The organism is Virgibacillus profundi (assembly GCF_002287375.1).
Lineage (GTDB): Bacteria > Bacillota > Bacilli > Bacillales > Amphibacillaceae > Virgibacillus_K > Virgibacillus_K profundi.
In genome coordinates this window covers 16,729-38,916 of the sequence record NZ_NPOA01000014.1, presented here as the reverse complement: position 1 = coordinate 38,916, position 22,188 = coordinate 16,729, and the positions used below count along the sequence as shown (strand labels likewise).

21 protein-coding genes are annotated in these 22,188 nt (G+C 39.1%); 3 read left to right on the top strand and 18 right to left on the bottom strand.

Features of this window, described 5'->3' with window-relative positions:
- Positions 1-65 precede the first annotated feature (65 nt).
- The 3 genes from CIL05_RS17750 to CIL05_RS17740 form a co-directional block, all read right to left on the bottom strand.
- Positions 66-632, bottom strand: a complete 567-nt coding sequence (locus tag CIL05_RS17750) for an NADPH-dependent FMN reductase (protein ID WP_095656875.1) — start codon at positions 630-632, stop codon at positions 66-68.
- Positions 629-1,702: an LLM class flavin-dependent oxidoreductase gene (locus CIL05_RS17745; RefSeq protein WP_095656966.1), complete on the bottom strand. Its 1,074-nt coding sequence runs from the start codon at positions 1,700-1,702 to the stop codon at positions 629-631. Before CIL05_RS17745 ends, CIL05_RS17750 begins: the two co-directional genes overlap by 4 nt.
- 337 nt (positions 1,703-2,039) lie before the next feature.
- Positions 2,040-3,830: a S9 family peptidase gene (locus CIL05_RS17740; RefSeq protein ID WP_095656874.1), complete on the bottom strand. Its 1,791-nt coding sequence runs from the start codon at positions 3,828-3,830 to the stop codon at positions 2,040-2,042.
- Positions 3,831-4,248: 418 nt separating this feature from the next.
- Here CIL05_RS17740 and CIL05_RS17735 point away from each other — a divergent pair, with 418 nt between their 5' ends.
- The gene (locus CIL05_RS17735) at positions 4,249-5,517 is read left to right on the top strand and encodes an alcohol acetyltransferase (RefSeq protein WP_095656873.1); all 1,269 of its coding nucleotides are present in this window, start codon (positions 4,249-4,251) and stop codon (positions 5,515-5,517) included.
- Position 5,518: 1 nt separating this feature from the next.
- Positions 5,519-6,232, top strand: coding sequence for a DUF6320 domain-containing protein (locus CIL05_RS17730; RefSeq protein ID WP_095656872.1), 714 nt, complete (start codon positions 5,519-5,521; stop codon positions 6,230-6,232).
- Positions 6,233-6,477: 245 nt separating this feature from the next.
- Here the strand turns inward: CIL05_RS17730 and CIL05_RS17725 are convergent, their stop codons facing one another.
- The 9 genes from CIL05_RS17725 to sigW all read right to left on the bottom strand — a co-directional run bounded on the left by CIL05_RS17725 (position 6,478) and on the right by sigW (position 15,685).
- Entirely contained in the window at positions 6,478-7,137 is a 660-nt protein-coding gene (locus CIL05_RS17725) for an ABC transporter ATP-binding protein (RefSeq protein ID WP_095656871.1), read from the bottom strand.
- On the bottom strand, positions 7,134-8,198 hold the full coding sequence (locus tag CIL05_RS17720; protein ID WP_095656870.1) for an ABC transporter permease: 1,065 nt from the start codon (positions 8,196-8,198) through the stop codon (positions 7,134-7,136). Before CIL05_RS17720 ends, CIL05_RS17725 begins: the two co-directional genes overlap by 4 nt.
- Before the next feature lie 69 nt (positions 8,199-8,267).
- A complete protein-coding gene (locus CIL05_RS17715) occupies positions 8,268-9,647 on the bottom strand; it encodes a sensor histidine kinase (protein ID WP_095656869.1) in 1,380 nt (459 codons plus the stop codon).
- Between the two features lie 74 nt (positions 9,648-9,721).
- Positions 9,722-10,402 (bottom strand): response regulator transcription factor, encoded by a 681-nt coding sequence (locus CIL05_RS17710; protein WP_095656868.1) that lies wholly within the window; start codon positions 10,400-10,402, stop codon positions 9,722-9,724.
- 402 nt (positions 10,403-10,804) lie between these two features.
- Positions 10,805-12,151: a phosphoglucosamine mutase gene (gene glmM, locus CIL05_RS17705; protein ID WP_095656867.1), complete on the bottom strand. Its 1,347-nt coding sequence runs from the start codon at positions 12,149-12,151 to the stop codon at positions 10,805-10,807.
- 103 nt (positions 12,152-12,254) lie between these two features.
- Complete coding sequence (locus tag CIL05_RS17700; protein ID WP_095656866.1) at positions 12,255-13,493, bottom strand: CdaR family protein; 1,239 nt, start codon at positions 13,491-13,493, stop codon at positions 12,255-12,257.
- Positions 13,486-14,307, bottom strand: a complete 822-nt coding sequence (gene cdaA, locus CIL05_RS17695) for a diadenylate cyclase CdaA (protein WP_095656865.1) — start codon at positions 14,305-14,307, stop codon at positions 13,486-13,488. The genes CIL05_RS17700 and cdaA overlap by 8 nt, the downstream gene beginning before the upstream one ends.
- A gap of 166 nt (positions 14,308-14,473) precedes the next feature.
- Positions 14,474-15,106 (bottom strand): anti-sigma factor family protein, encoded by a 633-nt coding sequence (locus CIL05_RS17690; RefSeq protein ID WP_095656864.1) that lies wholly within the window; start codon positions 15,104-15,106, stop codon positions 14,474-14,476.
- Positions 15,107-15,121: 15 nt separating this feature from the next.
- Positions 15,122-15,685, bottom strand: a complete 564-nt coding sequence (gene sigW / locus CIL05_RS17685; protein WP_095656863.1) for an RNA polymerase sigma factor SigW — start codon at positions 15,683-15,685, stop codon at positions 15,122-15,124.
- Positions 15,686-15,833: 148 nt separating this feature from the next.
- On the opposite strand from sigW, the gene CIL05_RS17680 reads away from it, so the two are divergent.
- Entirely contained in the window at positions 15,834-15,986 is a 153-nt protein-coding gene (locus CIL05_RS17680; RefSeq protein ID WP_095656862.1) for an aspartyl-phosphate phosphatase Spo0E family protein, read from the top strand.
- Between the two features lie 14 nt (positions 15,987-16,000).
- On the opposite strand, the gene CIL05_RS21970 is transcribed toward CIL05_RS17680, so the two are convergent.
- The 6 genes from CIL05_RS21970 to CIL05_RS17650 form a co-directional block, all read right to left on the bottom strand.
- Positions 16,001-16,309: a hypothetical protein gene (locus tag CIL05_RS21970; protein WP_133065309.1), complete on the bottom strand. Its 309-nt coding sequence runs from the start codon at positions 16,307-16,309 to the stop codon at positions 16,001-16,003.
- 320 nt (positions 16,310-16,629) lie between these two features.
- On the bottom strand, positions 16,630-17,532 hold the full coding sequence (gene rocF / locus CIL05_RS17670) for an arginase (RefSeq protein ID WP_095656860.1): 903 nt from the start codon (positions 17,530-17,532) through the stop codon (positions 16,630-16,632).
- Between the two features lie 133 nt (positions 17,533-17,665).
- Complete coding sequence (locus tag CIL05_RS17665; protein WP_095656859.1) at positions 17,666-18,787, bottom strand: phosphomevalonate kinase; 1,122 nt, start codon at positions 18,785-18,787, stop codon at positions 17,666-17,668.
- A gap of 13 nt (positions 18,788-18,800) precedes the next feature.
- On the bottom strand, positions 18,801-19,778 hold the full coding sequence (gene mvaD / locus CIL05_RS17660) for a diphosphomevalonate decarboxylase (RefSeq protein WP_095656858.1): 978 nt from the start codon (positions 19,776-19,778) through the stop codon (positions 18,801-18,803).
- Entirely contained in the window at positions 19,778-20,752 is a 975-nt protein-coding gene (gene mvk / locus CIL05_RS17655) for a mevalonate kinase (protein WP_095656857.1), read from the bottom strand. Before mvk ends, mvaD begins: the two co-directional genes overlap by 1 nt.
- Complete coding sequence (locus CIL05_RS17650; protein ID WP_095656856.1) at positions 20,749-22,038, bottom strand: hydroxymethylglutaryl-CoA reductase, degradative; 1,290 nt, start codon at positions 22,036-22,038, stop codon at positions 20,749-20,751. The genes mvk and CIL05_RS17650 overlap by 4 nt, the downstream gene beginning before the upstream one ends.
- Positions 22,039-22,188: the final 150 nt, after the last annotated feature.

The following is a 22,188-nucleotide window of genomic DNA, read 5'->3' as shown; positions in this document are numbered from 1 at the left end:
GCATGATCATACCTTTTATAATAAAAAAACTGTATACAAATATATTTGTATACAGCTCTCATTTTTTAAAACCCGTAAGCTTCTTCTTTAGCTTCCCGGATTTTCATATATGTTTCCGTTAAGACAACTGTATCCTCAACCAAACGATCGAGACGGAAGATCACATCATCATTGACTATTTCTTTTCGGTAAAAATCTTTTTCCTCGATAAAAACATATGTCTGGACGATTTGTGCTTTCATATATGCCAGGATAGGTTTTAACTGCTGTTCCGGGATTAAATAATGCTTGGCAGATCCTGCTGTTACAAGGATACTGGCAACCTTGTTCTCCAATGCATTCTGGGGTAATAAATCAAATACATTCTTCAATGTTGCCGGAATGGAAGCCTGGAAAATAGGTGTGCCGAAGATAATGGCATCTGCTTCCATTAACGTTTGTGCAACATATCCGGTGTCCCCTTCATATTCCAGATAATTACGTCCATCACTGAATTGGATCTCATATTCAGCCAAATCCACCAATGTGATTTCAGCTTCAGGATAATTTTCATGTAAAACTTTTACTGTGCTGTTCATGGCTGTTCTTGTTTTTGAACCTACATTTGAACCGGATAATGCGACAATCTTCATTTCTCTTCCTCCTGATTCTTCGCTGTATATTTTTTGATTGCCGGTAAAATTTCTGTACCGATCAAATCAATATTTTTCATTAATTTATCAAATGGCACGCCACCGAAATCCATTTGAGCAATGAATCGCTGATGACCAAACAGCTCATGCTGGTAAAGTATTTTTTCGATGATTTCCTGGGGGCTGCCGATATTCATTACATCACGAGGGTCTGCGCCTTGTGCAAATTGCTGTTTCGGAAAACCTCTGCCATTTGTCCGCTTCATACCTTCGTTAATATGTGGATAGTATTCACTTAATGCCTGTTGCGTTGTTTCAGCTGCATAGAAAAAACCTGCTGTTGAAACCGGAAACTCAGATGGGTCAAATCCACTGCGGGTCAACGTTTCCCGATACGCATCAATCGATCGTTTGAATACAGTTGCCGGGCCACCAAGATGTGCGAGAAACATTGGCACACCAGCCATCCCTGCTTTAATCGCACTTGCTGGTGTTCCGCCAACCGCACGCCAAATTGGCAGTGAGCCATTTTTCGGACGTGGAATCACATTTGCATTTCTAAGTGGCGCACGAAACTGGCCGCTCCAGTTAACGGTTTCTTCTTCATTTATTTTTAACAGCAGATCAAATTTTTCTTCATACAGCTCTTCATAATCACGAAGGTTATAGCCAAGCAATTCATACAGTCCTATCCTTGATGCTCTGCCGGCAATGATCTCTGCACGCCCACGTGAAATCAGGTCAATTGTTGAGAAATCCTCATACACACGTACTGGGTCTGATGTACTGATAATCGTGGATGAACTGCCAATTTTTATTTTTTCCGTAGCCTGAGCGATTGCTGCAAGGACAACTGTATGTGCCTGTGTGGCGAAATATTCCTGATGACTCTCACCAACACTAAAAAAGTCAATCCCCGCTTGCTCAGCCAGTTTAGCCAATTCAATTATCTCATGAATCCGGTCTTCTGCCGAGATTCTTGCTTCCATTCTTGGATTGGGTAAATGATCCCCTAATGTATAAAGACCAAACTCCATTCCTTTCGTTTGATCGATGCGATATTTTTCCATGTCTTTCAACCTTTCTTCTTTTAAGAGGACATTCAAAAAGTCCGGTAAAAATGACACATCGAATTTCTTCGTTGGCTTGCTTTTCTGCTCCTCACGTATTAATTGCATACGTTCCGGTGCTCAAAGCTACGCCGCCTCGAACTTCTCGGTCCTTTTTATCCTCCTTTTTGATCACACACTTTAAGTATTATACTTTCTATTATAAAGGAGTTTCCTATAAGTTCGCAGTACAAAGCACTTTAGTGCGTGAAAGTGCTTTCGGATTTCAATAGGGATATTTTATACAAAGGAAAACCCCCTGTATTAATATCAATACAGCGGGCTGATCCTATTACCTTTAGCCCTGATGCTTCTCCAAAAAGTCCAGCATCAGATTATAGACTTTAATTTCATTTTCTTTTTTCGAGAATCCATGTCCCTCATCTTCCAGTACCAGATACTCAACATCGCGCCCTTTTTCTTCCAGCTTTGCAACAATTTGATCTGATTCTTCTTTGACGACTCGCGGATCCTTTGCCCCTTGAATAACGAGCATTGGCTTCGTCATTCCATCTAAATAGGTAACTGGGGAATCCTTGATAAAGCGTTCCTTATCACGCTCCGGATCTCCCAACCAGCGTTCCATAATTGGCTTCCAGTGTGGTGGTACAGAATTAATAAATGTGAATAAATCAGATGGTCCGAAAATATCAACGACAGCTTTGAAATATTCCGGATGGCGTCCGTGTAATAGTAGTGCCATATAACCACCATAGCTGCCACCAACCAAGAATAACTTTTCCCGGGTCGTAATCTTATTGGCAAATAACCACTCAATCCCAGCAACATTATCCAGGCGTGGCCCTTCTCCCCAGTCCTGCTCAACGAGTTTTACAAAGGATGAACCATAGCCTGTGCTGCCACGGAAGTTTGGTGCGAAAATTGTATATCCACGGTTGAGGAAGCATTGGAACATGGACCGGAACATTTTTCGTTCAGAGGCTTGCGGGCCTCCGTGCGGCCATAAAATCGTATGTCCATTATCATTTTCCGGTTTTGCTTTGAACAACAACGATTCAATTTCCATCCCGTCGAATGACTTATAGGAAACCACTTCAGGCTCTACCATATCATCATTACTTAAACCTAATACACGGTTATTTGTCAGCTGATTCCAGCTTGAACCATCTGTTGATTGATAAATATTATGTGGAATGGTTGCACTTCTTCCAAGCAAATAAAGATTTCCGGATTTGGCAACTTGGATTTTTTCTATGACATCAACTGGTGCGGTTAGCCTTTCAAGTTTCTCAGATTCCAGTTCATAGCTATACAAAACATCTGTTACACCTTTTTCAGTGAGTAGATAGAATTTGTTATTATCCTTATTCCATTTAATTGTTTGGATGCTTTCATCAGCAATCTCTAAAACGCTTGAAAACTCTTTTGTCTTTAGGTCGAACTTCGCTACATAGCTGTACTCACTTTCATAATCAGTAACAAAATAGATTGTTTTATCATCAACAAATACCGGTTCGAAGGCAACATGCACCTTTTTTGGGTCTGGTGTTAAGCTATGTGTTTCTTCCCCAACTTTTACAAATCCGGTTACATATGTATTTGCAAAGGTGCGCAAATAAACAAATGCCTCTTCATTATCAGACACTGCTGATAATTCCGTTGGCGAAACCTCACCAGTATTTAGCAGTGTATCAGAATTATCCTCTAAATTACGCACTCTCGCATTCAAGAAAGATGGATTTCCTTCTGACGTCATGTAGTACACTCGCTTACCATCTTCACTCAAGTGTGAGAAGAAATATTTCTCTTGTGACTCTCCAGTAATTAGTGGTTGCGGAAGCCCACCCTCATTTGGAAGAGCATAAATTTGATGGTTCTCATCCCCATCTTTATCAAATCCAGCAAGTACATAACGATTTTTCGGATCAAACTGAATAAAGCTACATGACTCATCATGATGTGCAAATAAATATGGGAAAGTATCCGGCAGATCCATCGCCCATAGATTCATTTTACCATTCAGATTTGAACTGAAAATAAGCCGATCTTCATTTTTATTTACTGAAAAGTCTGTGATGACATACGTACGGAAAAATTGCTCAACTGTTGGTTTTGGAAATTGTATCATTGTTGACCTCCTGATATTTTGTTTTTTTATTTGTATGTTCTAGGATGTTCGAATATTAAATAATCAATGGTTTTAGTATAAACTATTTTTGCTCATTCTGATAGATTACTACATTAATCTTAATTACATATTATCAAAAATGTAACCTTCAGATATCGGCCAAAAGAGGATTTGCAACTCAGACTCCGGGCTGATCTTTATAATAACTTTTATAAAGTCGGGTCTTACTGCTAATTAACAGGGGATAAATTTGGGTATACTAAAGATGAAGCCTAGCATCTATTTTAAGTAATTAATCTGTCGAGATTAGCCTGTTTTTCCTATAGATTATTTCGTCTCACTTTTATGGTATGATACAATTATTTAGTGGTTACCAGGAGAATAGGAATAAAGCATAGTCGAAAGGGAGGCAGAATTGATGAAAGATGACAAATTATGGTACCCGCTTGATAATGCGGGAAAACTGTATTCTTCCATTATATCTTCCAGAGCAACAACTTTATTCAGGGTATCTGTAACGCTCACCTCCCCAATCGATTCCAAGCTTCTGCAAACAGCTCTTGAAGCAACATTGGAACGCTTCCCTTTTTATAAGGTACAATTAAAACAAGGTTTCTTTTGGTACTATTTTGAAGGAACCAACCAAATCCCAAAGGTTGAAGAAGAAATTTTTTATCCGTGTATGAGTTTATCGATTAAAAGACGCGGTACATTTCCATTTAGGGTGCTCTATTTTAATAAAAGAATTGCTGTGGAATTATCTCACAGTATTACTGATGGTACCGGTGCACTTAAGTTTCTACATGAACTCCTCACAAACTATCTTCACCTGAAGGAGTCTGTACCACTAAACAATGGACCAATAGATCAAGAGCAGCTGCAATTAGAAACGGAGAATTCATTCCGAAAATATTATGAAAAAGATATTCCCGCATTAAAGTCTCGTGTCGGAAAGTCATATAAGCTACCAATCCAACTAGATAAAAGAGGGCATTATCATATAGTAACAGGGATTATAAATGTGGACGATTTAAAACGAAAAGCAAAAGAATATGATATTTCTATTACGACATTGGTAACTGCCATTTATATCGAGAGTTTGTTAAAGATTCAAGAAAAAACAGCACGTCGGAAACAGCCCATCGTAATCAATGTTCCGGTAAATATGCGGTCCTTTTTTGAAAGCGAGACAATGCGAAACTTCTTTGTGAGTATAACCCCTTCTATCGATGGAAGGCTTGGTGAATACGAATTTGAAGAGATTACAGAAGAGCTGAAAATTGAGTTTAATCGTTTACTTACTCCTAAAAAGTTAAAGCAGTATATTAAACGAAGTGTAATTGGTGAGAAGTCTTTAGCTTTAAGACTAATGCCCTCACCGGTGAAGGATATTCTTGCACCATCGATTTACTCTTTCTTTGGTGAAGGCCAATATACAAGTGGTTTATCCAACTTGGGAGCTGTTCAAGTTCCAAGTGAGATAGAGCCGTTTATCGAGAGATTTGAGTGTTACCCACCTCCCAGTATCGGAAATAAAGTGAAGGCAATGATGATCAGCTATAATCAATATATGTACATCTCTTTTGGAAATTTATCTAAAGACCGAATGCTGGAGCGTGAATTTTTTCGCAGTATTCGAAAATTAGGAATTGACGTGACCATAGAAACAAATGATGAGGAGAATTAGCATGGCCTACTGTCCGAAGTGTGGCATCAGAGTTGAAAAAGATAACCAGCCTTGCCCACTATGCAGCTTTCACATTCCAAAAGTAAATGAAACGGTAGCAGCTGAGACAAAAAAATTCCCTAAAGCAGCCAATCCCTACCCCGCTCATTTGAGAAGAGTGCTGAATCGAATTTTCGTTTTTGTATCCTTATTAGTATTCGTGGCAGTTAGCCTGATGTTCTATATAAACTATGAGATCAACGAGGCGTTTACATGGTCGAGATACAGTAATTTAAGTGTGCTTGCCGGTTGGGGAATTTTATACTTTTCCTTCGGTTATGTACAAAGCTATTATAAAGTAATTATCGGGATCGCTTTGATTTCATTAATATTATTATTTGGTTTAGATACGTTCCACGAGGGACTTGATTGGTATGTTCCATTAGCATTTCCAATTGTGGTAGGAACAGCTGTAATAGGTATTTGCTACTGGAGCGTTATAAGAGCCCTATCTGTAAGAGGCTTTAACGTTATCGGCTTTTTCTTTATTGCTGTAGTTATTCTATCCATGTGGATAAACTTCTTCATTAGTAGCCATCAAGATGAAACGGACTTATTAAGTTGGTTAATTGTTACTGGACTGCAGCTTTTGCCGGTTTCATTAGTTATGGTTTATGTAAAATATGGTCTGCCCGAGCGTATTAAACAGAAGATTGCAAGGAAATTTCATTTGTGATGTAAGGCTAAGAAATTGGGCTGGGCTAAATGAAAATCGGCGGAATCAGAATAGCCGGGGTTGAGGGGGAGCGTGCAGTTGTGAACTTCAGCATATTTCGTGTGAACTTCTGACTACTCTCTTGTGAACTTCTGCCATTCTTCTATGAACTTCTGGCCATTCTCTTGTGAACTTCAGCATTTCCAAGAAATTAACTGCCAAACCATTAGAAAAAGCTGCTCTAACAAGCAGAGCAGCTTCCAATATTATTCTTCCAGCCTACCATCCCGAATCGTAACGACTCGATCACATAAATCAAGGACTCTTTCATCATGTGTTACCATAATTCCGGATTTACCCCGGGTCTTGATTTCATCTGCAAGCATTTCAACTACTTCACGACCACGTTTGGAATCAAGGCTTGCTGTGGGCTCATCGGCAAGGATAATTTTCGGATCATTTATTAGCGCACGGGCGATGGCCACGCGTTGTCTTTCTCCACCTGAAAGTTCATTCGGGTAATTGTTAACACGGTGTGCCAGTCCAAAATGCCCCAATAATTCATTTCCTCTGGTTTTATTTTTATTTTTTGCAATCACATTAATGACACTGAGTTGATCTTTCACTTTTAAATAGGGGATAAGATTTGCCGCCTGGAAAACAAAGCCTATTTTCTCGAGTCTTCTTTGCGTAATTTTGTTAGCTGAAAGATTTGCTGTGTTTTCTCCATCTAATAAAATTCTGCCACTGGTTGGCGATAGTAGTGCGCCTGCTATGGATAGCATCGTACTTTTCCCAGAACCGGATGGACCGATGATTGCAATAAATTCTCCAGGTTTAACCTCTAAAGAAACATTATCCAGTGCTTTGAATTCTTTTGGACCATCTTTATAAACCTTTGATACGTTCTCCAATACTAATGTCATTTTCCTGCCCCCTCTATCGCTTCTATTGGATCGATTTTAACGACTTGGACTAATGAGACTAATGCACCAACTACAGATACAGCCAGAATTAGCAGTGAGGTCTGAATCATTCCACTGGTTTCAAGTAAAAATGGCATATCCTCTGGTAAGAGTGCCTTTATTCCAAGTGTTAATCCAACACCAACAGCAATACAGATGACAGAAAGCAGAACAACCTGCCCAATTAGATTTTTAACAAGATATATCGTTTTTGCACCCAGTGCTTTTAACACACCAAATTGATCTCGTTTTTGCAATGTAATCACATAGAAGAATGCTGCCAGGACAAATGCCGCTATGACAAATAAGAAAATAATCATCATATTAAGCGAGGCTTGTTCCTGGGAATAACTTGGGATGCCTTGAAGTGCTTCTTCTGTTGTAACGATATCAAGAGAATCTCCGATAGTACTTTTTATCGCATCAATTTTCCCCTCTTCAGCTTGAATGGTAATTGCATTAATATTATCTCTTTGCCCGTTATCCATAAATAACACGGAAGTATGGCTGTAACGCTGATTATCTGTAAAACCAACGATTGTAAATTCACTTTCTTCACCAAACTGTAAGGTATCTCCAATCTCGATTCCTTCTCGTTTTAAGGAACTATCTGCAATTACTTCATTTTCATTAGCAATTGTTTTCCCTTCACTGACAGAAGGCAGCAGTACACCATCTGCTTCTGTAACAAATAATGCAACATCCTCATTTTGCTGGGTCCCATTTACAGAGGCGTTCATCATTCGGATCGATAATGGATTTGCTTCCTCCACTCCATCTATTTTTGCTATATCATCTAGCTTTTTGTGTGGAATAAAAGACTTTGTGATTTCCAGTTCAGCATCAGGTTCCATCAATACATAATCTGCCTGCAGATTCTGGATTGCTGATGCATTATCAGCTGATAAACCTTTTGTCAGACCGGAAATTATAAAAATTAAGCTGGCAATTAATACCATGATTAAACCAATTAAAACATAGCGAAATTTTGCATGCGTTAATTCACGTATTGCTAGAAACATAATGTTCCCTCCTATTCATTCAATACATCAAGCATAATGCTTTAATATGAATAGAAGATGAACAAGGAGTTACTTTTTAGGAATTGTTATGGTGAATGTCGAGCCTATTCCAAATTCACTTTCCACCATTACAGTACCTCCATGTAATTCGATTATTTTTTTCACAATGGCGAGTCCCAATCCTGAGCTGTTTTCTGATCGTGTTCGGGCTTTATCCACTTTATAAAACCGGTCAAATAAATGGGGAATATCCGCTTCTGCGATCCCCATTCCTGTATCTTCAATGGAAACCAGCACACTGGATTTTTCATTTGCAGTGCGAATAGTTAACTTTTCGCCAGCCTTACTATAATGAATGGCATTTGTAATTAAATTTACCCACACCTGCTGCAGAAGCTTAGGTTCACCTACTATAGTAGTAGGTGCTGTATCCATTTCAATAGCAATGTTCTTTTCCCTCCATTGCCATTCCATTGTTAAGACAACTTCCCTTAATTGATCAGCGATATCAAATGGGATGAAATCATTCTTATCAATCTCATGATCCAGGTTGGACAATGTAAGCAGCTGCTTACTTAATGCGGATAATCGTTTACTTTCACTTTCGATAATATTTAAATATCTTTCCCGTTCCTCTTTAGAGATGTCTTCCTCTCTCAGTGCTTGCGAGAATCCCTGGATAGATGTTAATGGTGACTGGATTTCATGTGAAACATTTGAAACAAACTCCTGTCTTTTTTCCTCTGTTTGCTCGAGGCTGTTACTCATTTTGGAAAAGTCACCAGCTAAGCGTCCAATTTCATCCCTTCTATTAACCTTTAGTTTCAAATGGTGATTTCCTGCAGCAATTTTTTTCGTTGCCTCGGTTAGCTTTTTTATTGGCTTCACAATAAAACGGGTACTGATTAACACTAATACAAAACTGAACAACAATACCAAAATCAGTAACACAGCCAGGAATATGCGCATTTCACCAAATTGCTGAGAGGAATTTGGGCGAACAAATAAAGCATGCGTTTCACCATCAATTTGAATAGGTACACCGATTGTATTCATTAATTCATTATCAAAGAAGCCTGTTACAAATGGCTTCCACGGGTAGTTCGCAATTCCGTGATATACCTCGCTGTTTAAAACAGATTTAATAGACGCTTGATCCATTTGTTCTGAAGTGAAAGGATCTCCATAGGTTTGTTCTTCACCATTTTGGTTCACTAAATGAAATTTATATCCTAAGTCAGCCATTGCGGTTAAGTAATCAGAAATGGATTGATTGTTATTTTTTTCAAAAACCTTCACAATATTTTCTGCTATATGTGTGACTTTTTTATCATTTTCCGATTTTAAAAATTGCTGATAATAAATATTTGATACTGCAAAGGCGATAAGTGCACTTAGAATCATGATAGCCATTGTAGTAACGATGATTCGTACATAGAGCGTTCTCATAAACAGGATCCTCCATCGTTCATTGTTTTCTATTAGGATAGCAGGTTACTATGAATAAATGATGAACACATCATTTATTTGTTACTGTCTGTCTCAAGCTTATAGCCTAAACCTCTAACCGTTTGGATGCTAAAATCATGTTTATCGGATGGAAATCGTTCACGAAGCCGCTTAATATGTACATCCACTGTTCGGTCGTTTCCTTCATAATCATTCCCCCAAACAAATTCGATTAACTGCTCACGGGAGAATATGCGATTAGGATAACTAGCTAATTGTGCCAAAAGCTCAAATTCTTTTAGTGGGAGGATTATTATTTTACCATTGGATTGTACTTCATAACTCTTTCGATTGATGGTTGTATTACCAATCGTAATCATTTCCTCATTTATCATTTGAAATCTTCTGAGCAAAGCCTTAATACGGAATAAAACTTCCTTTGGCTCAAACGGCTTTACAATATAATCATCTGTTCCAGCATGATAGGCCTTTTCCTTATCAGAAATCTCCCCTTTAGCAGTAAGCATTATTACCGGAATATCATAATAGACCCGAATTTCCTCACAGAGCTGATATCCGTCTACATTAGGCATCATAATATCAACAATTGCTAATTGAACCCTTTTTTCTTCCAACTGATCTAGCGCTTCTTGCCCATCAGCAGCTTCAATTGTTTGATAGCCCTCTTTTTGTAAATAAAAACGTAATAATTCACGAATATGCGGATCATCATCTACGAGTAGGATCGTAATCATATTGGAGCCTCCTGACAGGTTATTTTCTTTATCGTATCATTTAATTGATTGGAATGAAATTATAGCTTTTGAGGGAGGGGGAGGATGAGGATGGGTTGAGAGATAGCGTCATGAAGTTGAGAGATAACTTGTGCTAGTTGAGAGATAACCTTCTAAAATGAGAGAAAGCTTAAGATAGTTGAGAGATAAAAGTATATTTGCTGTTTTTCTCTCAACTTCCGGAGTGGCTCTCTCAACTTTGTATGAATGTCTCTCAACTTGGCATGCCTGTCTCTCAACTCCAGGGGACTTACCACTCAACCAATATACGCGCATTAGTTACTCCGCACGCTCTAGGTCAGCTCCACTACCTCCAATCAAAAAACTGCCCTCCGTCACCAGAGAGCAGCTTCAATAATATATCTATTCCTTCATTCCCAATAAACCTTCAATTATGTTAACAACCTGATCCGCGTACTTCTCGCATTCCTCTTTCGTAGGAGCCTCGACCATTACACGTACCAATGGTTCCGTTCCGGATGGACGAACAAGCACGCGGCCCTGGTCTCCTAACTCCTGCTCAACTGCTTCGATTTCACTTTGGATTTGCGAATTAATTAATGCTTCATTTTTATCTGTCACTCTTACATTTTTAAGTACCTGTGGAAAGATAGTCATTTCTCCTGCCAGTTCAGATAAAGGCTTGCCTGTTTCCTTCATGATATTTACAAGTTGGATTGCAGATAGCATACCATCTCCAGTCGTATTATAATCCAGGAAAATGATATGACCCGATTGCTCTCCACCTAGATTATAGCCGCCTTTACGCATTTCTTCCATCACATAACGGTCGCCAACTGCTGTTTTATCACTGCGCATACCGTTTTCTTCAACCGCTTTGTAGAAGCCAAGATTACTCATTACAGTGGAAACTACTGTGCTCTGGCGAAGAACGCCTTTTTCATTCAAATATTTCGCACAAATAAACAAGATTTGATCCCCGTCGACGATATTCCCTTTTTCATCAACAGCTATAAGACGATCGCCATCTCCGTCAAATGCCAGTCCAATATCTGCGCCTTTTTCAGCCACAAATCCCTGTAATGTTTCTGGATGTGTAGAACCAAACCCATCATTGATATTCAACCCATCCGGCGATGAACCGATGGAAAATATGTCTGCTTCGAGATCCGCAAAAAGATGTGTTGCCAGGCTGGAGGTGGAACCATGTGCACAATCCAAGGCAATTCGCAGTCCTTCAAAATCATTATCCACTGTATCTTTTAGGTAAGAGAGATACTTTTGACCACCCTCAAAGTAATCATTTACACTGCCAACATCAGCACCTACCGGACGTGGCAAATTATCCTCACCATCGATTAAGCGTTCGATTTCATTCTCTTGTTCGTCTGTTAATTTAAAACCATCAGGTCCAAAGAACTTAATGCCATTATCCTCAACTGGGTTATGAGATGCTGAGATCATAACACCCGCTTGTGAGCTAGTTGCTTTTGTTAGATAAGCGACTCCTGGAGTTGAAATAACTCCAAGACGCATTACTTCTGCTCCAATAGACAATAGGCCTGCTGTAAGTGCGCCTTCCAGCATATGCCCGGAAATTCTGGTATCACGCCCAATTACTACTTTTGGTCTTTTGGTTTCTTTCGTTAATACATATCCACCAAATCGTCCTAATTTAAAAGCCAGTTCCGGAGTGAGATCTTTGTTTGCTACTCCTCTTACACCGTCTGTTCCAAAATATTTTCCCATGTCGAATCTCTCCTTTATATCCGTATCCTATCCAGTAGCAATTGAGAGCATTGTTGAGTTATTTAAGTTTAATCCTACTTGAAAAGATTGTACTAAAAACAAACTAATTGATTTCAATGGTAACTTCTTCAAATTCACCGGTTACTTCCATTTCTTCAACTTCCGGTTCTTCAATTGTTAAAGGAACACGGTGCTCCCCCGAGCCTAATCCATCCACGTTAATAAATACACGGAAATCATCTGCTGAAAGTTCACTGATATCCAATGGCTTGCCTGCAATTGTGATATCCATTTCAGACGCTTCAGGTTCAATGAAGGAGAGGTCTTGTCCTTCTTCCAAGTCCTCTACCTCAATGGGTACAGCTTCTATCGTTCTTGTTTCTTCGACCTCTTCCACCTCAACCGTTACTTCAATTGTTTCCATATCAGGTACATTAGCCCCATCCGGCATGGCTAAATCCACATTAATCGTTCCTGATTCCGTAATCTCTGTCAGATCTATGTCTTCAGTTGAAATACCTTCTATTCCCTCTAATACGCTACTTGTAGCAAACACTTCAACTTCATCTACATTTGCAGAAATTGATGTTAGAGAATAGCCCTCAGGCATTTCACCGGTTGTTTCTACACTAACAGGTACTGTCTTACTCGGATTATTAATATCTGCTGATACAACAACAGTTTCCGGCTCCACCCTTACATTTAATTCATTACCCTGGCTATCATAGACATTCACAGGAATTTCACGGTTATTTACGGATCGATCCAATCCTGCCAAATCAACATACACTTTTACAATACCAATCTTATCAATAACACTTCTCGAGCTGGTAATCGTAACTTCGGTTGGATTAACTTCATACTCCCCAAGCTCGTACCCCTCGGCAAGCTGATTTTCATTGATAAAGTCCACACTTACCTGAAATGCTTCAGATGCCTTTTCTTCTATCTCAATTTCAATCGTTTTTGGTTCAATAAAAACATTTATTTCAGATGAAATGTTATGTTTAATTTCTACTACATGCTGGCCTTCTTCCAATCCCTCTAATTCCACATATACATCGAAATTCCTTAGTTGAACGAGCGGTGTCACAACACCAGCTGTACCTTCCAATGAAACAGTAACAAATTCGGGTACGCCGCTGACTACGTAATTTTCTTCATCTATATGAATATCTACAGGGACATCATCAAGTGTTTGAAACCCATCTGTATTGCCAGGAAATGTGGAATCATTCTGTGATGAGCTGTTTTCTGTTATATATACAAAAGCAAATAACGAAACAGCAAAGGCTAATGATACAACACGGACAAACCATTTACTTGCAAACCAGTTATCCATTTTTAGTCCCCCTCCATTTCCTTGGCTTCTTTTCAGGGGTCTTTAGGTCTAACGATAAATTTTCACGCAATATTTCACGAAGGCTATCCTGATTTAATTCTCTATGTAGCTCTCCATTTTTTGTGAATGAGATATTTCCTGTTTCTTCAGATACAACGATAGTAAGTGCATCTGTTACCTCACTTAATCCCATTGCCGCCCTGTGCCTTGTTCCTAACTCTTTTGAAATAAAAGGGCTTTCGGATAATGGAAGGTAGCAGGCTGCAGCAACGATGTTTTCATTTTTTATAATAACAGCACCATCATGTAATGGTGTATTAGGGGTAAAGATGTTTGTTAACAATTGATGTGTCAATTTTCCATTTATCGGTATTCCTGTTTCAGCATAATCACCGATTCCTGTTTCTCTTTCGATCGAAATAAGTGCACCAATTCTACGTTTTGCCATGTAATTACATGATTGGATAATCGCTTCAATATTTTGTTCGATAATTTCTTCTTCTGACCTAGCACTTCTCGCAAAAATATTACCTCTGCCAAGCTGCTCCAGCGCTCTTCTTAGTTCCGGCTGGAATAAAATGATGATTACAATAATACCCCACCTAATGGCTTGGTTTGTAATCCATTGGATCGTTTGTAAATTAAATACAATACTAAGCAGCCAAACAGCAAGCACTACAGCAATCCCTTTTAAAAGCTGAATTGCTTTTGTTCCCCTGATCAGCATAATTAATTTATATAATACATACCAGACGAGAGCAATATCTACGCCTATTCTAAGCAGTGTAAAGAGATCGAAACCCCCATCAAGCATGTTTACACATCCTTCAACAGCCAAATTTAGTCCTATCTTATTATAGATAGTGACGCTGTATATTATAACATAAATTCAGGTAAAACATGTAAACATCAAGGTATCTATTTTTCCTCTAATAAAAAACCCGAATATGTAATTAAATATCCGGGGAATTATAGTGAACCTAAAAGGCAAAGACGCCTTCAAATAGGTCTTTTAGTTTATACCAAATCCATTCAAAAACCTGATCAACCGTTTCTAATTCTCCGTTTACTTCGCCAACTGAAGCCATCAGCCCTTCACTCTGTATTGGTTCATCAATTAGCTTACTATTTATTAAGGTAACATTTCCATCAACAGTTCCTTTTATAATCAATTTTCCATTTTTGACGAGTAGATCCCCCTCAACAGTAACATCTTCCGGAACAGTAACTGTATCCCCTTGAATAATTAGATTTTCCTGTTTGGAGACAACCAGTTCACTATTCTGATTATACATTGAAAATACACCACTCATCATAAATATAAAAAATATGGCAGCAGCTGTCACAACTGGGTGTGCTTTGAGCCATCGTGTATACTTCATACTTTTCTTTTCGGTAGGAAGCTTCTTCATAACAGCAGATGTAAAATCAGCAGGTGCTGAAATATGCTCTGCACTTTGAATAAGTGTGATTGTTCTCTTCAATTCATGGAAGTGCTTTTGACATGCTTCACATTCTTCCAGATGCATGCGCAATGTCGTCTCTTCCCCTTTTGATAAATCACCATCTAAATATTTATGCATAAGCTCTATTGACTTATTATTACAATTCATGTGGAATACACTCCTTTACACGTGGCGAAGCCTTTTCCGTAAAGCTTCTCTTCCTCGATGGATTCGGGTTTTTACCGTGCCTAATGGAATATCCAGGATGTCACTAATTTCCTGAAGCGAAAATTCCTCCAAATAACGCAGCATAATGATACTGCGGTATTTCGGTGGAAGTTCTGAAATTTCCTGATGGATATAACGCTGCAAATCAATGCTTTCCACTTCTTCATCTGGCAAACGCTCTTTACTTGCGAGCTGGGAATACATATCCAGCCCTTCTGTTCCTTTTATTTCGGCATCCAGAAAGTAATCTGGTTTTCGCTTTCGAATTCGGTCAATTGTTAAATTCGTAGCAATTCGGTATAACCAGGTCGAAAACTTTCTGTTATCATCGAACGAATGAATATTAACATAGGCACGAATAAATGCTTCCTGTGCCATGTCCTCCGCTTCGTGTGCATTACCCAGCATCCGAAAACAATGCTGATAAATTTTGTTCTGGAAAAATGAGACCACATCCTCAAAGGCAGATTGATCCCCTTTTTTCACCTGTTTAATTTTCTCTCTAATAATTTGATCCATACGGTTCCCCCCGCTTACTTTGCGGTAATTATGTTACGTAATTAACTATCAAAAGGTTTCATAAAATAAATAAAACTTTTTTTGCGTTTATTATTGCAATTATGTGGGTATTTTCTTAATATAGTATACTAGATAGGAGGACAGTTTTGTGGGTAAATTAATTTTATTGAAAGAAATTGAAAAATGTCGTAAAGAAATGATCTCATTAAGCAGTACAAATGCATTAACTTCAGAAGTTGTCGTTTCATCTAGTGTGAAGCTGGACAAACTTATAAACGAATATCTAAAGGAAGCCCAATAGATGCATTACAAAACCTAAAGAAAATACAATATGGTAAAAGACATCAAATTCCGGATGACCTGAAATTTAATGTCTTTTTTTATGCTCTTTTTTAGGCTCTGTTGCTTTAAGCCAAAAAAAGAAGACGTAAGCGCTTGGTTGTTATATGTATCTTCTATAATCGCCGCCCGGGATCGCTCCGGGCGGATGCTTTCCGCGGGCACGGCCTTAGCCTCCTCGAGAAAACCACTCTGCGGGGTCTTCGGACTCGTGCTATTCCCGCAGGACAAGGAAAGCTTCGACAGCACCTGCATCGCACGCAGAAAATAGATCTGTATTTTCAAGGAGTCACCGCCCTTCACTCACCCGAACTAGTAAGATGGTTCTATGTTTCGATTATTGATTACTAATGCAGTTCATCGGAAGAACTCGAATCCCAGCGGAGGAAATACACGGAGACTCCTGTGGGAGGAAAGGCTTAGGTGAGACCCCACAGTGCGTAGCACGAGGAGGCTCACCAGCCGCCCACGGAAAGCGTAGTGTATTTCTGGAGCGCTGAATAAGTACTTATCTTCTAGAGGGTGGGAGTAAGTCACAATAAAGTTACGTCGCACTTTATATCCCCTGTTTGTGACATATTTTTTTTAGAAAGCAGCCTTTAAAATTACTTAAGTTTCTCTCCAAACAATGAGCCCATTAATCCCACTGCCACTGTTGCGGTTTTATTTTTATCATCCAGGATTGGATTTACTTCGACAAATTCCGCTGATGTTAGTATATCTGCTTCTGCAAGCATCTCCATGGCCAGGTGGCTTTCGCGATAGGTCATTCCTCCAAGTACTGGTGTGCCAACGCCAGGAGCCTCTGAAGGATCCAGACCATCAAGATCCAGACTTAGATGAATCCCATCTGTTCTTTCTTTTAAATAGTCAATCGTTTCCTGCATTACTTTCGACATTCCCATTTGATCTATTTCGTGCATTGTAAACACTTTAATACCTTTTTCGCGAATTAACTCTTTTTCCCCGGGATCCAGTGACCGAGCACCGACAATTACAATATTTTCTGGTTTGATTTTAGGTGCATAACCATAGAGATTTGTTAATTCCTCATTTCCTATCCCTAGACTAGCAGCTAAAGGCATTCCATGAATATTTCCGGATGGTGATGTTTCACTTGAATTCAAATCCCCATGGGCATCATACCAAATTACTCCCAGATTTTCATAATGCTTGGAAATTCCTGCAAGGCTACCAATTGCAATACTGTGGTCACCACCCAAAATTAATGGGAAATGACCCTTGTCAATTTCCAGATCAACCATTTCGGCTAGTTTCTGATTACCTTCAGATACCTGTTTTAAATTTTTTAAATTACTCTCATTTTCTATTTTGTTTTGATCCGGACGATTTATCGGAATATCACCTAAATCATATGTATCTATTTGCAATTCCTGTAATTTTTCAATCGCACCTGCATACCGCATAGCACTTGGTCCCATATCTACGCCACGGCGACTTTGACCTAAATCCATCGGGACTCCTATTATCGACATTTTATTTTTCATTGTAAGCGCCTCCTTCTGCTTTATTTTAACTGAAGCAAGGGTTATGACTCAACTTGACAAAAAAATGCATATATATGCATGAAATTACTTTAATAAAAAAATCAGGCGCTATTTTTTTAAAAATGCTACCTGACTAATTTTTAATATCTTTTTCATCCTGGACGATACTTGCACCATGTGGATTTACTTTTAAAGTAAGTGGTTTAATTCCTGCCTGTTCCCATGCTTGCATTAAGTCATTTGCTTCCTGCTTCGACGGCATGAACGCAATACCGCAATCTCCACCACCTGCACCCGATGGCTTACCTGCACCCCCATACTGTTCAGCTAAATCACATAGCTTCGTTAACAGTGGGGTTTCAATCTCAACATTTGCATTGTTCCCTACCGTCGCTAATGCACGCCGGTTTTCTTTTACGCCTTCCAAAAGAACTGGAGTGTTTTGTTCTTTCATTCCTTGAATAAACTTCGCTACAGCAATATCACTACTTGTCAAAAATTGCTGAAATTGAGCGGGATTATCTAGCTTCAATTTCAAAATTTCATTTACAAGCTTCTTTGTGGAAGCAGGCTTTCCAGTCCAGCCAATACATACATATACATTATCCGGTAATTCAAGAGGCTGTACAGAAAAATAAGTCCAGTCTTTTTCTAGAAGTTCGAGTAATGTATTCGTATTGTAATATGCATCTCGCAACCATTCGGCTTGAAAAGAAGAATATTGCAGAAATCCCCCGTAGGATGATGCAGCTACATCAGCACCCGATCCGTTTCCTTGCGTTTTTACATGCGAAATTGCCGCAAGCTTAAAAACCAATGCAGCAGTTGGATCATTATTTAGGAACTTTTTTAAGATGGCAGTGATGACAGATGTTACTACTGCAGCACTGGATCCCAAACCATATTTAACACCAGAGGCGTCATCCAGTTCACTTTTAATAGATAACCTGAAAGGAGTTGGGGTAATATCCTTTTCCCGCAAATAGTTCATCGCAATTGCCATTGAATCCTCCACAAAACGAATCCGTGTATCGTCTGAAAAGACCTTCACATTATTATCTATATATTCCCAGTTAAGATCATGAAGCTTGAAATCCTGTAATGAAAGGCCATTTTCACTACTTTGCTGCAATGTTGCATAAACAAATCTGTCAACAGCCATTACAACTAAGTTATGATGGGGTTCCAGAACAGCAAATTCTCCAGCTATCATCAATTTCCCTGGTACTTTAATGGTCATTGGTGTATTAAGCAAAATCTTTCAACCCCTATAAATAGGTTATTCCTTGACCTGGTTTACTTAATCTTACATCTGTCACACCAGGTATATCGCGGAGTGTTTTTTCGACACTTTTTTCATTTTCCGGCAAATATAAAACTTTCACATTCGGACCTGCATCAATTGTAAAATATGCTAAAATTCCATTTGCTCTCATCGCCTGAACAGTTTGCATGACAGCCATCGTAGTATCAAGCCAATATGTAAATGGAGGATTTGCTCCTAATGTCGTAGCATGCATTTTTAGACAATTGGCCTCAGCTGTTTGGCCAACTTTTTCAAAATCACGGTGCTTAATGCCTTCTTTTAGCTGCTTTAGATCTTGAGGTATACCATCTAACCAACCGGAATAAAAGGCAGAAGTATCTACAGTCCGCTTCATTCCTTCCCGACTGGACACCTTTTTCATTTTAGCAGTTAAAACAACCGCAGCTACTCTCACGTCCCAATGATCGGCGGGTGCTATAGGCACAGCGTATGAATCGGAACCATCTGCTTTTTTGCCCATTTCCCATTCTGCAAACCCACCATAAACAGATCGGCAGGCCGAACCGGAGCCTTGGCGTGTTAATCGGGAAAGTTCCTGATCACTGAGACCAAGTCCAATAGCTTTTGATCCCGCAGCAGCAAGCGCCGCAAAGCCGGATGCAGATGATGCGAATCCCGCTGCTGTGGGAACTTCATTTATCGATTTAACATGTGCAAATAAATTATCTTTTCCTGCAGACTTTCGGATAAGGTCAAGGAATTTTGTAACTTGATCGTATTGTACACCTGAAATAGATTGATCATTTAACGTAAATATATCCGCTGATAATTCTTCCTGAAAATCAACAGTAGTTGTTGTATAAAATCCGTCCAAAGTTAGGGAAAGGCTATTGTTTGTCGGCAGTATGATTTTTTCTTCACGCTTACCCCAATATTTAATTAAGGCAATATTTGTATGTGCTTTCGCTGTAGCCTTCATCATTCTTCCCCTTTATTCATCTTTTTCAGAACAAATGGCCACACAGCATTTGCTCCGAAATTTCTTAACTTCTCAGCAAGCTGTCTGGAATGAACTTCATTTTGTGCTAAAGCAATAATACAGCCGCCATTACCGCCACCTGTTAATTTAGCACCTAAAGCTCCTTCTTTTCTTGCAAATTGAATAAGTTTGTTCAAACCTGCATCACTAACACCAAGCGATTCCAATTCTTTTTGGGCTTCATTTAGCATTTGACCCAAAATATGCTTACCTCTTCGCTCTAAGGCATGTTTTGCATGATGTGTCAGTTCTCCAATACGATCCAGCTTCCTTTGAATTCTTCTTGGAGCAGACTTTAATAAACCTGCTACAGATTCGACAGCCAAACGTGTATCGCCGATTCTCCCGGAATCCGCCACAACAAAGTGAAAGTCATCACTGAGATTTATAAAATCAATTGGATGCTCTTTCTCATACCATACAGGAGATCCTGATGTAATCGTGAGTGTATCAATCCCACTTGGCGATCCATGTGCAAAGGTTTCTGCAATATTAGCCAACCTTAATAGCTCCTCATCTGAATAATTCACCTCTGAATAATTAAATAAGGAACGTACCACAGATATTGCCACAGAAGCACTCGACCCCAGACCTTTGCCAGGTGGTATCGAGGATTTAATTCGAATCATTAAATCCTGACATGGCAATTCAAGGTAATCCAAGGTCCCTTTAATACAGTTTACAATTCCATTTAATGCTATTGGGGCCAGTTCAAGTGGTCCATGATAAAAAGTACTGTCAATTTTAACAGAACCTGGGACATGTTCAATTACAGTCTCCACACCAACTAATGGAAAAGGAATAGCTATTGCAGGTTGCCCGTGTACAACCGCATGCTCTCCTATTAAAATTAATTTACTATGAGCTATACCTATAGCTGTTTGTTCTGTTGTTGTTACTTTTTCTGCACTCATTTTGTATGATTTTCCACCAATTCTTTAGCTTTTCCGACACGGATTTCTTTTGCTTTAATTAATTGTTCTGCAATGATATCAATCATCTCCCCATTGGCCCCTGCTGCGATCGCAACAGAGCGAGAATGTAATGCCATATGACCTTTTTGAATACCATCTGTTACTAATGCTTTCAATGCACCAAGATTTTGCGCCAATCCAACTGAAACGATAACCTGCGCCAATTCTCGAGCAGATTCAACATCTAATATACTGTGAGCAATTTTTGCCATCGGATGTACCCTGATGGCACCCCCAACAGTACCTACAGACATAGGTAATTCCAGTTCTCCTACCAGGTTGCCCGCTTCGTCCGTGGACCATGTAGTCATGGAGCTGTACCGTCCACTGCGAGCTGCATATGCATGGGCACCCGCTTCTACCGCTCGCCAATCATTTCCCGTCGCAATCACGATAGGATCAATGCCGTTCATAATTCCTTTATTGTGTGTGACGGCACGATATGGATCAGATGCTGCGAATTCAAAAGCATGAACAACACCATCTCTAACCTCTTCTCCTGTAAAGCCTTCTGATTCCAGCAATGCAGGAGGTATAACGCAACGTGCGCGTGCAAGGCATTTATCTGCATAATTTGATAAAATTCGTAAATAAACCTTTCCACTCGTCAATTTTTCAACTGTAGGAGCCAATGACTCAACCATTGTATTAATGATATTTGCTCCCATTGCATCACAAGTGTTTATATATAAATGTAAAACGATCATTTGACCATAGGGTGAATCAGATGCTTCATTTAGTATTCTTACTTCCAGATCCTCTGCGCCTCCGCCTCTGGCTACAAGGCTGGGATAAGCAGCATTTGCATCTTCTATTAAAGATTCCTTTTCGTTTAAAAGGGCTTCTTTGGCAGCTTGAATATCAGGAGATCCCACTATCTGAATCTGCCCAATCATAACCCGTTCCGTCGCTTCAGTAGTAAATCCTCCAGCTTCTCTCACCATTTTTGCAATATAACTTGCTGAAGCTACTACAGAAGGTTCTTCAACTGCCATCGGTACTTTGTATTCTTTCCCATTAATCAAAAAGTTCAACCCTAATCCTAAGGGCAATGGAAAAGTTCCGATTACATTCTCGATCATTTTATCTGCTGTTTCTGCAGGCAGCGCCTCACCTGAAAAAAAATGAGCTTTTTCTTCTTCTGTGAAAGTATGCATATCCATTAATAATTCTCTTCGCTCTTCAACAGTCATATTATAAAAACCAGGGATTCTGGAAGTATTCATACTAAATCATCCTTTTGTATAATCGTAATTGTATCTTTAAACGTGAAGGGTTTTAATATTTTTCATTATAGTACTATCCTAATTAATAATTATAACACGAAAGTACCATTCCATATCGTAGAAAAACATGGATTTTAATAAAAGCTATCC

Bases quoted from the DNA above. Each gene is read 5' to 3' on its own strand.
- CIL05_RS17710 (WP_095656868.1), bottom strand. From the start codon at position 10,402: ATGATTACGATCCTACTCGTAGATGATGATCCGCATATTCGTGAATTA.
- mvaD (WP_095656858.1), bottom strand. From the start codon at position 19,778: ATGAAGGCTACAGCGAAAGCACATACAAATATTGCCTTAATTAAATAT.
- CIL05_RS17725 (WP_095656871.1), bottom strand. From the start codon at position 7,137: ATGACATTAGTATTGGAGAACGTATCAAAGGTTTATAAAGATGGTCCA.
- sigW (WP_095656863.1), bottom strand. From the start codon at position 15,685: ATGGATCAAATTATTAGAGAGAAAATTAAACAGGTGAAAAAAGGGGAT.
- CIL05_RS17740 (WP_095656874.1), bottom strand. From the start codon at position 3,830: ATGATACAATTTCCAAAACCAACAGTTGAGCAATTTTTCCGTACGTAT.
- mvk (WP_095656857.1), bottom strand. From the start codon at position 20,752: ATGAGTGCAGAAAAAGTAACAACAACAGAACAAACAGCTATAGGTATA.
- CIL05_RS17745 (WP_095656966.1), bottom strand. From the start codon at position 1,702: ATGGAAAAATATCGCATCGATCAAACGAAAGGAATGGAGTTTGGTCTT.
- CIL05_RS17690 (WP_095656864.1), bottom strand. From the start codon at position 15,106: ATGAATTGTAATAATAAGTCAATAGAGCTTATGCATAAATATTTAGAT.
- CIL05_RS17720 (WP_095656870.1), bottom strand. From the start codon at position 8,198: ATGTTTCTAGCAATACGTGAATTAACGCATGCAAAATTTCGCTATGTT.
- CIL05_RS17700 (WP_095656866.1), bottom strand. From the start codon at position 13,493: ATGGATAACTGGTTTGCAAGTAAATGGTTTGTCCGTGTTGTATCATTA.
- CIL05_RS17735 (WP_095656873.1), top strand. From the start codon at position 4,249: ATGAAAGATGACAAATTATGGTACCCGCTTGATAATGCGGGAAAACTG.
- glmM (WP_095656867.1), bottom strand. From the start codon at position 12,151: ATGGGAAAATATTTTGGAACAGACGGTGTAAGAGGAGTAGCAAACAAA.
- rocF (WP_095656860.1), bottom strand. From the start codon at position 17,532: ATGAAAAATAAAATGTCGATAATAGGAGTCCCGATGGATTTAGGTCAA.
- cdaA (WP_095656865.1), bottom strand. From the start codon at position 14,307: ATGCTTGATGGGGGTTTCGATCTCTTTACACTGCTTAGAATAGGCGTA.
- CIL05_RS17650 (WP_095656856.1), bottom strand. From the start codon at position 22,038: ATGAATACTTCCAGAATCCCTGGTTTTTATAATATGACTGTTGAAGAG.
- CIL05_RS17730 (WP_095656872.1), top strand. From the start codon at position 5,519: ATGGCCTACTGTCCGAAGTGTGGCATCAGAGTTGAAAAAGATAACCAG.
- CIL05_RS17750 (WP_095656875.1), bottom strand. From the start codon at position 632: ATGAAGATTGTCGCATTATCCGGTTCAAATGTAGGTTCAAAAACAAGA.
- CIL05_RS17715 (WP_095656869.1), bottom strand. From the start codon at position 9,647: ATGAGAACGCTCTATGTACGAATCATCGTTACTACAATGGCTATCATG.